An 11,467-nucleotide genomic window follows, 5' to 3' on the forward strand; every position below is an offset into this window, starting at 1 on the left:
CAGAGTGGGGATAAGGACGGGGCCGGTCCTCAGCGGTAGAAGACCGGCCCCTGCGTCATCCGACGGGCTGCTCGGCCGGATGGAGCCAGCACGCGACGGAACGGCCGGCACCATCCGGGATGTCCGGACGGCCGAGCACCGGGATGGCGGTGGAGCAGGGCTCGAAGGCCTTGGGGCAGCGGGGGTGGAACGAGCAGCCGGTGGGCATGCCCGCGAGGTCCGGTGGGGAACCCGGAATGCCGGAGAGCTCCCGCCGGGGACCGCGCAGGGCCGGGAAAGAGCCCAGCAACCCTTTCGAGTACGGGTGCAGAGCGTCCCGGTAGAGGGTGGCGGCGGGCGCCTCCTCGACGATCCGGCCGCCGTACATGATGGCGATCCGGTTGGAGAACTCGACCAGCAGCGACAGGTCGTGCGTGATGAAGATGACCGAGAAGCCGAGCCGCTCGCGCAGGTCGATCAGCTGGCCGAGGATCTGCCGCTGCATCACCACGTCGAGGGCCGTGGTCGGCTCGTCCATGATGACCACCTGCGGCTGCAGGATCAGCGCCATGCCGATCATCACGCGCTGCCGCATGCCGCCCGACAGCTGGTGCGGAAAGGCGTCCATCCGGTCGGTCGAGATGCCGACGAGCTTGAGCATCTCCCGGGCCCGGGCGTTGCGGCTGTGCTCGCTCAGCTTCGGCTCGTGCGCCTTGAGCACGTCGGTCAGCTGGGTCGAGATCTTGTGGACCGGGTTGAGCGAGTTCATCGCCCCCTGGAACACGATCGCGGTCTCGGCCCAGCGGAACTGCCGCAGCGCGCGGTCGCTCAGCGCGAGCACGTCGTACGGCGAACCCTGCTCGGGGTGGTAGATGACCTCGCCGCCGGTGATCGCGCCGGGCGGGGCCAGCAGCCGGGTCATGCCGTACGCGAGGGTGGACTTGCCGGAGCCGCTCTCGCCGGCCAGGCCGAGCACCTCTCCCTTGTGGAGGGTGAGGCTGACGTCCCGGACCGCCTGCACGGCCCGGTCGCCGAGGCCGTAGTCCACATTCAGGTTGCGGATCTCGAGTACCGGCTCCATCATTTCGCCTCTCGCGCGACGGGCGTCGCGCCGTCCGTGTTGATCGTCGGGACCATGCGCGTCGCCTGCACCATCGGGGACTCCAGCACCGGCGTGAAACCGATCCGCATCCGGATCGTCCGGCCCTGCGCCGTCTTGACCTTGGTCTTGCCCGCGCTGCGCAGCCGGGGGCTGACGAACTCGTCGATGCCGAAGTTGATCAGCGAGAGCGACGTGCCGAGCAGGGCGATCGCGAGGCCGGCCGGCACGAACCACCACCAGGCGTCCTGGCCGAGCGCCTGCTGGCCCTGCGCCCAGAACAGGATCGTGCCCCAGTTCCAGCCGTTGTTGACGACGCCGATGAAGGCCAGGGTGATCTCGGAGAGCACCGCGAAGATCACCGTGCCGACGAAGCCGGACGCGATCACGGCGGTCAGGTTGGGCATCAGCTCGAAGCCGATGATCCGCCAGGTGCTCTCGCCGCTGGCCCGGGACGCCTCGACGAAGTCCCGCCGGCGTAGCGACAGTGTCTGCGCGCGCAGCACCCGGGCGTTCCACGACCAGGCGGTGAGGCCGATGATCACCGCGATCAGGGTGTCGCTGACGTTGTTCAGCGTCGAGGTGATGATGATCATCAGCGGCACGGCCGGGATGACCAGGACGACGTTGGTGAACACCGACAGCGTGTCGTCGGTCTTCCCCCCGATGTAACCGGCCGCGATGCCGACCAGCACGCTCAGCGTGGTCGCGATGATGGCGGCCAGGAAGCCGACGTAGATGACGCTGCGGGTGCCGACCAGCAACTGGCTGAAGACGTCCTGCCCGAGGTGGGTGGTGCCGAGCCAGTGGTCGGCCGACGGGCCCTGCACCAGATCGTTGCTGCGCGCGCTGGGGTCGTACGGCGCGATCCACGGCCCGATGATCGCCAGGAGCACGTAGATGCCGAGGATGACCAGGCCGGTCGTGGCCTTGGCACTGCGCAGGAAGCGGAACCGCTGCCGCCGCGCCCGGCCGGGCCTCGCGACCTCGGGCTGGGCCATCGAGCCCTGGCCGGGAATGACCTGCTCGATGCTCGAGGTGGGAATCGACATCGCTCAGCCCTCCTTGCGGGTACGCGGGTCGAGCAGCAGGTACGCGACGTCGGCCAGCAGGTTCGCCACCAGCACCGCGATCGTGATGATCAGGAAGATGCCCTGCATGAGCGGGTAGTCCTTGGCCCCCACCGCCTGCAGCAGCGTGAAGCCGAGCCCCGGGTACGAGAAGACGATCTCCACGAGCAGCGTGCCGCCGACGATGAAGCCGAGCGCCAGCGCGAAGCCGGAGACGCTCGGCAGCAGCGCGTTGCGCGCCGCGTAGGAGAGCGCCACCCGCCGCTCGGGCAGCCCCTTGGCGTGCGCGACGGTGATGTAGTCCTCGGAGGACACCGTCACCATCATGTTGCGCATGCCCAGGATCCAGCCGCTGACCGAGGAGACCAGGATGGTCAGCGCCGGCAGCAGACTGTGCTGGATCGCGCTCGGGATGAAGTACTGGTCCCAGGCCGGCACCAGCTCCGAGTCGAACCCGCCGGACGACGGGAAGAAGCTGTCCGGCCCGGCGAGCAGGTAGATCGCGATGATCCCGAGCCAGAAGTACGGGATCGACGAGAAGAACGTGGTGACCGGCAGCAGGCCGTCGGCCCACGAGCCGCGCCGCCAGCCGGCGAGCACGCCGAGCCCGGTGCCGAGCGTGAAGCTGATGATCGTGGTGATGCCGACCAGCAGCACCGTCCACGGCAGCGCCTGGCCGATGACCTGCGAGACCGGCGCCGGGAAGAACGTGAACGACAGCCCGAGGTCGCCGTGGAAGATCTGCTTCCAGTAGTCGATGTACTGCTGCCAGAGGCTCTGGTGCTTGTCCAGTCCGAACAGGACGTACAGCGACTGGATCGACTTGGTGCTCAGCTGGCCCTGGTACTTCGAGATCAGCGCCTGCACCGGGTCGCCGGGCACGAGCCGGGGGATGAAGAAGTTCAGGGTGACCGCGGCCCAGGCCGTGAACAGGTAGAACGCGATGCGTTGGAGGAAGTACCTCACTTCTCGGCCCCCGCAGTGTCGTAGAGCCAGCACGCCGCCCAGTGGCCGGGCTTGTCGCCGATCTCCAGCCGGACGGGCAGATCGGTCGAGCAGCGCGGCATCACGGCCGGGCAGCGCGGGTGGAAGCGGCAGCCGGTCGGCGGGTGGATGAGGCTCGGCGGCTCGCCGTTGCCCCGGTCCTCCTCGAGCGGGTCGGTGTCGCCGGTGAGCCGGTCCGGGTCCGGCGCCGAGTCGATCAGCAGCCGGGTGTACGGGTGCGCGGGCGTCTGCGTGACGGACTCGCTGTCGCCGCCCTCGACCATCCGGCCCGCGTACATGACCAGGGTCTCGTCGGCGAAGTAGCGGGCCGACGCGATGTCGTGGGTGATGTAGAGGATCGCGAGATTGAGCCGTTCCTTGAGGTCGCGGAGCAGGTTCAGCACGCCGAGCCGGATCGAGACGTCCAACATGGACACCGGCTCGTCGGCGAGCAGCGCCTCGGGCCGGGCGCCGAGGGCGCGGGCGATCGCGACCCGCTGCCGCTGGCCGCCGGAGAGCTCGTGCGGGAACTTGTCGAGGTACCGCTCGGGCGGCGTGAGGCTCACCCGGGTGAGCAGTTCGGCCAGCGCCGCCTCGAGGTCGCCGCCGTCGTTGTGGTGGATCCGCAGCGCCCGGGCGAGGTGGTAGCGGACCGTGTGGACCGGGTTCAGCGAGGCGAACGGATCCTGGAAGATCATCTGGACCCGGCTGGCGTAGCCGCGGAACTGCCGGCCGGCCTTGACCCGGGTCGATTCCCCGTGCAGCTGGATGTCGCCGCCGGTGCGCGGGTAGAGCTGAGCCAGCACGCGGGCCACTGTGGACTTGCCCGAGCCGGACTCGCCGACGAGCGCGACCACCTTGCCGCGCCGGAGGGTCAGGTGCACATCGTCGACGGCGTGCACCGCGTCGTGCTTGCGCGTGAAGAGGTCACGCACTTTCCGGCGGACGGGGAAGTGCTTGGTAAGCCCGATCGCTTCCAGCACCACCTCGTCGGCCGGGGCCTTGGCGTCCTGGAGAGACGTCATGCCACGTCCTTTGCGAGGGTGTGCCGCTCCCCGCCGGCCGGCGGGGAGCGGCGTAAGGCGATCAGGAGTTGGCGGGCTTGAGGTGCAGGACGACGTCGAGCGCGTACGGCTGGGTGGGCTGCATGCCCGCGTACGGGTCGGCGTCGCTCGGCCAGCCGATCCAGTTCTTCGTACTGAAGGCGCCACCGACGTTGTCGGAGCCGACCGGCAGCATCGGCGCCTGATCCACGAAGATCTTCTGGATCTTGTTCATCGCGGTGGTGCGGTCGGCATCACTGGTGGCGTTCGCGTACGCCTTGAGCGCGTCGGTGGCCTCGGGCGACTTGAACCGCCCGAAGTTGCCCTGCTGGGCCGCGGTGCCGATCGGCTTGAGCATGTCGCCGTCCATGACGGTCTGGTAGATGTCGTACGGGGTGGCCCCGCCGTTCGTCCACCGCATCGTGGCCTGGAAGTCGCCCTTCTGGACGTTCTGGTCCCACTTGTCCTGGTTGGCCTTGTCGACGGTGGCCTGGATGCCGATCTCGGCCAGGTTCGTCTTGATGATCTCCAGCGTGGTCTGGTAGTCGGACCACGGCGCCGGGTCGGTCAGGGTGATCTTGACCGGCTTGCCGGCCGGGTCGGTCAGCGTGCTGCCGTTCAGCTTGTAACCCGCGCCCTGCAGCAGGGCCTTGGCGCCGTTCACGTCCGGCGTCAGGGTCTTGCCCTTGTACTCCGGCGCGACGAACGCGTCACCGGCGCCCGCGGGCAGGCCGGTCACGCTGTCGATCTGCGGGTGGAAGTAGCCGGCCTCGGCCTGGTTGAAGATGTCCGCCCGGTTGATGACCATGTTCATCGCCTGGCGCAGCTTCGGGTCGTCGAACGGCTTGATCGTGGTGTTGATGTACAGGCCGTGGATGCCGAGCACGCCGGGCGCCCAGATCTTGTGGTTCGCCGGGTCCTTCGAGACGAAGGTGGCCTGGTAGTTCGGGATGAAGACGAAGCTCCACTCCGCCTCGCCGTTGGCCAGCGCGGTGGTCTGCGCGCTGTTGTCGGCGTAGGACGTGTACCGCAGCTCCTTGACCTTGGGCAGGTCCTGCCAGTAGCCGCTGTCCCGCACGGTCAGCACGACGCCGGCCTGGGTGAACGACTTCAGCGTGTACGGGCCCGAGCCGATCGGGTTCTTGTTGATGTCGGTGGCCGGGTCGGCGATCTTCTCCCAGATGTGCTTCGGCACGATCGGGGTGTTCGCCATGATCTTGTTCTGGTTCACGAACTGCGGCGACTTGAAGGTCACGTGCACGACGTTGCCGTTGACCGTGATCCCGTCGTACGGGATCGCGAACTGGTTGAGCGCCTCGTTGCCCTTGATCAGCGTGAAGGTGTACGCGACGTCGTCGGCGGTCAGCTTCTGCCCGTCCGACCAGGTGGCGTTGTCCCGCACCGTCACGTCCGCCGACTTGTAGTCCGCCGCCCACTTCACGTCGCTGGCGAGCCACGGCTTGGCCGGGTCGGCCGGCTTGACCGGGTTCCACTGGGTCAGCGGCTCGTAGATCATCCACTTGTAGCCCAGAGCGTTCGCCGACGACGTACCCGCGAAGGGGTTGTGGTTCTCGGTCTGCGTGCCGTTCGGCATGCCGATTTTCAGGTAGTCGACCGACGTCTTGTTCGCGCTGTCCTTGTTGGCGTTCGGCGAGTCACCGCACGCGGCGAGACCGCCCGTGGCGAGCGCGCCCGCCAGGGCGACCGCGAACAGTTTCCTTCTCTGCATCGCAAATGCTCCTCTGAAATGGGTGAAGAGGGGTGCCCGAGGGCGTACGGGATCGCGGCGCCGGCCTGGCGGGCCGGCGTCCCGATCTCGCGGTGTGGTGGTGCGGTGCCAGTCGTCGGGGCGCGACGACGGATTTTTGGCTATGGGGTCAGGCGACTGTGGAGCCGCGGGTCACGAACGACGTGGGAATGACGGTCGGTTCCGTGGGCAGGGGTGTGCCCTCGAAGTGGGCGAGCAGCGTGCGTGCCGCGGCCTCGCCCATCTCTCTCAGCGGTTGGTGCACTGTGGAGAGCGGCGGCTGGGTGTGCGCCGCGGTCGGGATGTCGTCGAAGCCGACCACCGCCACGTCCTGCGGGGTGCGGCGCCCACTGTCGAGCAGCGCCTGCATCGCGCCGAGCGCGGAGAGGTCGTTGTGGGCGAAGACCGAGTCGAACTCGATCCCCGCGGCGAACGCGGTGTGCACGGCGTCGGCGCCGCAGTCCACCGTGAAGTCGCCGAGTGAGACCCGCCCGGGCGGGATGGCGAGACCGGCGTCGGCGAAGACCGAGGCGAAGCCGGCCGAGCGCTGGACGGTGCAGCCGAACCGCTCGGGACCGGTGATCACCAGCGGGGCGCGCCGGCCGATCTCGAGCAGGTGGCGGGCGGCCGATCCGGCGCCGTCGTGGTTGGTGGTGGTGACGCTCGGGATCTCGCCCGTGCTCTGGTCGCGGTCGTCGATGAGTACCACGGGCAGGCCGCGGCGGTGCAGCGTGGCGATGTAGTCGAGGGTGCCCTCGGGCTCGATGACCAGCAGGCCGTCGAACGACTTCGCGGAGACCTGGGCGCCGAACTGGCGCATCGACTCCTCGCCGCGGTTGCAGGTGAACAGCAGCAGGCCGTACCGCTCGGTCTCCAGCACGTCGACCGCGCCCTGGATCACCTCGCCGATCCACGGCCAGGTCAGCGACGGCACGAGCATGGCCACCACCCGGGTGCGGCCCCGGGCCAGCCCGACGGCGCGGGAGCTCGGGACGTACCCGAGCTCGTCGATCACCGCCCGGACCCGCGCGGCGGTCGACTCGTCGAGCTCACCCTTGCCGTTGAGCACGCGAGACACGGTCGTCTTGCTGACCTTCGCCCGGGCGGCCACGTCGGCGATGGTGATCGGCACTGGTCCCGGTCCTCCTGTCTGCATGCAGGCAATTCTCGCCCACGCGCGGCGCGTTTCCGACGCGCGCTGGCGATGTTGCTCGCTCGTTTCGGAACCGGTTTCGGTACCGGTTCCGGCAGTTAACGACAGTGGCCCCGGTCACGTCAATGAGAAACAAACTTTATTTGTGTATCGAGACGGTAACCTCCCCGAAACCGACCCGACAAAGCCGGATTTATCCGGTCGGCACGGAGGCCAGATGGGGAAGCACGATGCCCAATGGGGCATCGATGACGAGGCTTGCGTACGGCTCCCCGCGCGTGACCCCGCGATTGACGATCGCCACTCGAATCCCGTGCTTCGCGGCCCGCAGCACGAACCGCCGGCCCGACATCACGGTCAGGGACGAGCCGAGAACCAGCAGCGTGCGGGCACTTTCCACCAGCTCGAAGCTGCGCGCGACCCGTTCCGGCGGCACCGTCTCACCGAAGTAGACGACGTCCGGCTTGAGCATCCCGCCGCAGTCCAGGCAATCCACCAGGGTAAATCCGTCCAGCGACTCTTCCGCCAGCTCGGCGTCGCCGTCGGCGTTGAACGCGACCGCCACCCCCGCGAAGGCCGGATTGGCCGCGTCGAGCCGGTCGCCGAGCTCCTCGCGGGGGGTCAGTGCGCCGCAGGCCAGGCAGGTGATCCGGGCCAGGTTGCCGTGCAGCTCCACCACGTCGCGGGCGCCGGCCGCCTGGTGCAGCCCGTCCACGTTCTGCGTGACTATTCCGTCGAGCGCGCCCTGCTCCTGCAGCCGCGCCACGGCCTGGTGACCCTCGTTCGGGCGAGCCTGCCCGATTGTGCGCCAGCCGAGATGGCTGCGCGCCCAGTACCGGCGCCGCGCGATCGGATCACGGGTGAAGGCCTGGTAGGTCATCGGCGTGCTGCGCCGCGCCGAGCCGGAAGGCCCGCGATAGTCCGGAATTCCCGAGTCGGTCGACAGTCCCGCGCCGCTCAGCACCACCACGCCGCCCTCGGAGATCCACTCGCCGAGGGTCGCCACCTGCTCCACCACCTGAAGGTCCACCCCACAATGGTCCCTCGTCCGGTGGACTCTCTCACATCACCACAACCGGGTCGTTCCCTGCGCGTTGCGGGCGGAAACGGTAGGTTGATCCCGTGACTGCTGTGGCGCGCGTGCTCCCCCGGGACTGGGACGGCCGCCGCCTGCTGCGTTTTCTCGCCGGCCTGGCGATGCTCGCGCTGGCCTTCACGGCCCCGGCGTTCGCCGCCGATCCCCCGCCGCCGGCCCCGATCGCGGTAAGCAGTTCGATCACGGTGGGTGAGGCCCAAACCCCGCCGGTCACTCTGAGCGATTCCCCTTCCGCCACTTTTCCCGTACGCGCCGAGACCGCGACCGTCGTTTCCCAGGAAGCGCCGCTTCTGGTCGCCGGGTCGCTCGCTGCGGTTCTGATCGGGCTCTGGCCCGGCGTCCGCGGGGAGCGCGCACCGCCGCCGGCCTGACGATCCCCGGCTGCCCGCCGCAAGCGGGAGTCACCTCCGCCGGATGAGCCGGATGAGGAGGCTCCTCGCGCGGCTGCGGAAGGCTTCGACCCCGTCGACGCGTACGGGCAAATGGGTCTCCGCCGCGTGCCGCAAGGCGCGTCACTGAAGCGCAAACCCCGCAAAGGCCGCGTCTCCCAGTGAGGTGTTCCGTGGAAACCGCCCTGCAAAGCTTTTTCGTCTCCGTCCCGCAAGCCGCCGCGATCTGGGTTCTCATGCTGCTCGGTGTGTTCCTGCTCGGTGGCCTGCTCGCTCGCCGCACCAGCTCGGCCGCGGCCGCTCCGGCCGACCCCGAGGCCGACGCGGACGCCCGCCGCTACGCCGGCGAGGTCTCCGTCGCGGCCAACCGGGCCGCCGCCACCGCCGCGCGCCGTCGTGCCGACTGGGTCGCCGCGCAGCAGGAGCTCGACGCGGCCTGGCTCGCCTTCGACGCCGCCGACACGATCGCCCGGCAGGCCGCGAAGGCGTGCGCCTATCCGCTGATGAGCCGGCGCCGCAAGCCGGGCGAGAATGCGGAGCGTCAGCGTTACCTTCATCACGCTGCGAGCGCGGCCTGCCGCAATCGGGAGATCTCCATCGCTCAGCTGAACGACGTCTTCGCGCACCGCGGCTGGAACCCGCGACTGCACCCGGTGGTGCAGGAGTCGGCGCTGAAGCGAGCGATCCGCGACCACCGTTCCGGCGAGTACCAGAAGGCCCTCGCGAAGGAGCGGACGGCCTGGCAGGAGGCCGAATCGGCGGCCGAGGCGCTGCGCTGCCTGCGGGCCGAGGCGGCGGCCGCCATCACGCGCGCGGGCGCCGGGCAACCGGCCGTCGATGAACAATGGTGGGCCGACCAGTGGACCACGGCCGAGCTACCGGCGGCGGCGTGAAAGTCCTGAATGGACTGACCTCCCATTACTCAACGAGTGTCGTACCGGGCGGGTACGGTAACCGCACGGGATGACCGCCGCACCTTCGACGGTTAGGGGGCCAGCGTGACGCAGACTCCGGCGGGTGCCTCCCCGCCCGCGGTCCGGATGCACCGTGCCGCGGTGGTGGAGGATGCCCTCCATGAGATCGTCGAGCGCCGGTTGCGCAACCGTGGCTGGCGCCCGGTCATCACGGCGTACACGGGCTATGGCGCCCCCGGCTGGGCGCGCGTGATGGCCCGCGTCGTGCTCACCCGCGGTCACGACAAAAACCGGCGGATCGAAAAGGTGCGCGGCTGGCGCAGCTTCATGACCTCCCCGGTCAACAACACGGTCGTCCGCATCCAGATCGGCGACACCGTCACCGAGACCCGCACCGACCGCAGCGGGTACGTCGACTGCCGGGTCAAGGGCGACCTCGAGCCCGGCTGGGCCAAGGCTCGGCTGTCCACCGACGGCGCCGATCCGGCCGAGGCCCCGATCCGGGTCGTTGACCCGAGTTGCCGGTTCGGCCTCATCTCCGACATCGACGACACGGTCATGGTGACCGCGCTGCCCCGCCCGCTGCTCGCCGCGTGGAACACGTTCGTCCTCGACGAGCACGCCCGGATGGCCGTCCCCGGCATGGCGGTCCTCTACGAGCGGCTGGTCACGGCCAACTCGGGCGCCCCGGTGTTCTACCTGTCGACCGGCGCGTGGAACGTCGCTCCCACGCTCACCCGGTTCCTCTCCCGCCACCTGTACCCCGCCGGTCCCCTGCTGCTCACCGACTGGGGTCCCACGCCCGACCGCTGGTTCCGCAGCGGCCAGGAACACAAACGCACCACGCTGCGCCGCCTGGCCAGCGAGTTCCCGCAGATCAAGTGGCTGCTCATCGGCGACGACGGCCAGCACGACCAGGAGATCTACTCCGAGTTCGCGCACGCCCACCCGGAAAATGTGGCGGCCGTGGCGATCCGCCGCCTGTCGCCCACCCAGGCGGTGCTGGCCGGCGCGGTCCCCGGCCCGGCCGGCAGCCCCGAAGCGGTCGGCTCCGGGGGCAAGACCTGGTTCTCCGCGCCCGACGGCGCCGGCCTCTGGTCCCTACTCCGCGACACTGATGTCGTCTGAGCCGGCTCTGACGTCCGCCTCCGGGTCGGCGGCCGCCTCGCTGAGCCGCTGGTGCAGCCGGTTACGCACCTCGTCCGGCGTGTACGCCCTACGCTTGCGCTCCGCCCGCGCCACGACCACCCCGGTGGCCGCGACTCCCGCCAATCCGGCCAAGCCCACTACTTTCCACCAACGCATCATCCGAGGATAGACACGTGGACGCCGCTATCAGTCTCGATCAGGCCCTAGACCTGACGCGCACGGGTGACATCTGGATCTTCCGCGGCCGCTCCGGCCCCGACCGTGCCATCCAGACCCTGACCAACAGCCCGGTGAACCACGTCGGCATGTCCCTGGTCATCGAGGACATGCCACCCCTGATGTGGCACGCCGAACTGGGCAAGTCCCTGCCCGACCTCTGGTCCGGCACCTTCCAGCGCGGCGTCCAGCTGCACGACCTCCGCGACGCGGTCACGGTCTGGGCCCACCGTTACGGCCAGCGAGGCTGGCTGCGCCAGCTGGACCCCGGCGTGACGAGGCCGATGGAGGACAAGGCCCTGAAAACGGTGGCCCGCCTGGACGGCACCCCCTTCCCGTCCTCGGCCCAGCTGGCCTGGCGCTGGGTGCGCGGCCGAGTCCCCCAGATCCGCCCCCGCAAATGGCAGCGCACCCCCTCGCCTGACCAAGACGACGCCAGCCTCGAAACGGCCTACTGCGCCGAGGTCGTAGCGGTCACCTACGAGGACATGGGCCTGCTCCCCCGCGGCCGCCAGCCCAACTGGTATGACCCCGGCCGCTTCTGGAGCGGCGACGAGCTGGAGCTGTGCGCCGGCTTCACACTGGGCGACGAGATCGAGGTCGACGTCCCCAGCACCTAGCCACCGCC

At 69.5% G+C, this 11,467-nt stretch carries 12 protein-coding genes; 4 read left to right on the forward strand and 8 right to left on the reverse strand.

Annotation, left to right across the window (positions count from 1 at the left end):
• Positions 1-55: 55 nt before the first annotated feature.
• From A3CQ_RS0130090 to A3CQ_RS54555, 7 genes are all read right to left on the reverse strand, one after another.
• Positions 56-1,063 (reverse strand): ABC transporter ATP-binding protein, encoded by a 1,008-nt coding sequence (locus A3CQ_RS0130090; RefSeq protein ID WP_040433234.1) that lies wholly within the window; start codon positions 1,061-1,063, stop codon positions 56-58.
• Positions 1,060-2,130 carry an ABC transporter permease gene (locus A3CQ_RS0130095; RefSeq protein WP_020514671.1) on the reverse strand — a complete coding sequence of 357 codons (1,071 nt, stop codon included), beginning with the start codon at positions 2,128-2,130 and terminating at the stop codon, positions 1,060-1,062. Before A3CQ_RS0130095 ends, A3CQ_RS0130090 begins: the two co-directional genes overlap by 4 nt.
• Positions 2,131-2,133: 3 nt before the next feature.
• Positions 2,134-3,114, reverse strand: a complete 981-nt coding sequence (locus A3CQ_RS0130100) for an ABC transporter permease (RefSeq protein WP_020514672.1) — start codon at positions 3,112-3,114, stop codon at positions 2,134-2,136.
• The gene (locus tag A3CQ_RS0130105; protein WP_020514673.1) at positions 3,111-4,157 is read right to left on the reverse strand and encodes an ABC transporter ATP-binding protein; all 1,047 of its coding nucleotides are present in this window, start codon (positions 4,155-4,157) and stop codon (positions 3,111-3,113) included. Before A3CQ_RS0130105 ends, A3CQ_RS0130100 begins: the two co-directional genes overlap by 4 nt.
• A 61-nt stretch (positions 4,158-4,218) precedes the next feature.
• Entirely contained in the window at positions 4,219-5,904 is a 1,686-nt protein-coding gene (locus tag A3CQ_RS0130110; protein ID WP_020514674.1) for an ABC transporter substrate-binding protein, read from the reverse strand.
• A gap of 148 nt (positions 5,905-6,052) precedes the next feature.
• The gene (locus A3CQ_RS0130115; RefSeq protein WP_020514675.1) at positions 6,053-7,054 is read right to left on the reverse strand and encodes a LacI family DNA-binding transcriptional regulator; all 1,002 of its coding nucleotides are present in this window, start codon (positions 7,052-7,054) and stop codon (positions 6,053-6,055) included.
• A gap of 214 nt (positions 7,055-7,268) precedes the next feature.
• Positions 7,269-8,105, reverse strand: a complete 837-nt coding sequence (locus A3CQ_RS54555; protein ID WP_020514676.1) for an NAD-dependent protein deacetylase — start codon at positions 8,103-8,105, stop codon at positions 7,269-7,271.
• Positions 8,106-8,197: 92 nt separating this feature from the next.
• Here A3CQ_RS54555 and A3CQ_RS0130125 point away from each other — a divergent pair, with 92 nt between their 5' ends.
• The 3 genes from A3CQ_RS0130125 (at position 8,198) to A3CQ_RS0130135 (ending at position 10,602) form a co-directional block, all read left to right on the forward strand.
• Positions 8,198-8,542, forward strand: coding sequence for a hypothetical protein (locus A3CQ_RS0130125; RefSeq protein WP_157296526.1), 345 nt, complete (start codon positions 8,198-8,200; stop codon positions 8,540-8,542).
• A gap of 191 nt (positions 8,543-8,733) precedes the next feature.
• Complete coding sequence (locus tag A3CQ_RS0130130) at positions 8,734-9,453, forward strand: hypothetical protein (RefSeq protein ID WP_020514678.1); 720 nt, start codon at positions 8,734-8,736, stop codon at positions 9,451-9,453.
• 147 nt (positions 9,454-9,600) lie between these two features.
• Complete coding sequence (locus tag A3CQ_RS0130135; RefSeq protein ID WP_020514679.1) at positions 9,601-10,602, forward strand: App1 family protein phosphatidate phosphatase; 1,002 nt, start codon at positions 9,601-9,603, stop codon at positions 10,600-10,602.
• On the opposite strand, the gene A3CQ_RS0130140 is transcribed toward A3CQ_RS0130135, so the two are convergent.
• Entirely contained in the window at positions 10,576-10,761 is a 186-nt protein-coding gene (locus A3CQ_RS0130140) for a hypothetical protein (protein WP_020514680.1), read from the reverse strand. The two genes, A3CQ_RS0130135 and A3CQ_RS0130140, sit on opposite strands and share 27 nt — an antisense overlap.
• A gap of 35 nt (positions 10,762-10,796) precedes the next feature.
• Between A3CQ_RS0130140 and A3CQ_RS0130145 the strand changes: the two genes are divergently transcribed.
• The gene (locus tag A3CQ_RS0130145) at positions 10,797-11,459 is read left to right on the forward strand and encodes a hypothetical protein (protein WP_020514681.1); all 663 of its coding nucleotides are present in this window, start codon (positions 10,797-10,799) and stop codon (positions 11,457-11,459) included.
• Positions 11,460-11,467 lie beyond the last annotated feature (8 nt).

Origin of the sequence: Paractinoplanes globisporus DSM 43857, assembly GCF_000379645.1 — a bacterium.
GTDB classification, from domain to species: domain Bacteria; phylum Actinomycetota; class Actinomycetes; order Mycobacteriales; family Micromonosporaceae; genus Actinoplanes; species Actinoplanes globisporus.

What these genes read in the sequence shown, in the direction of transcription:
- A3CQ_RS0130090 (WP_040433234.1), bottom strand. Translation starts at nt 1,063, where the DNA reads ATGATGGAGCCGGTACTCGAGATCCGCAACCTGAATGTGGACTACGGC.
- A3CQ_RS0130095 (WP_020514671.1), bottom strand. Translation starts at nt 2,130, where the DNA reads ATGTCGATTCCCACCTCGAGCATCGAGCAGGTCATTCCCGGCCAGGGC.
- A3CQ_RS0130105 (WP_020514673.1), bottom strand. Translation starts at nt 4,157, where the DNA reads ATGACGTCTCTCCAGGACGCCAAGGCCCCGGCCGACGAGGTGGTGCTG.
- A3CQ_RS0130110 (WP_020514674.1), bottom strand. Translation starts at nt 5,904, where the DNA reads ATGCAGAGAAGGAAACTGTTCGCGGTCGCCCTGGCGGGCGCGCTCGCC.
- A3CQ_RS0130135 (WP_020514679.1), top strand. Translation starts at nt 9,601, where the DNA reads ATGCACCGTGCCGCGGTGGTGGAGGATGCCCTCCATGAGATCGTCGAG.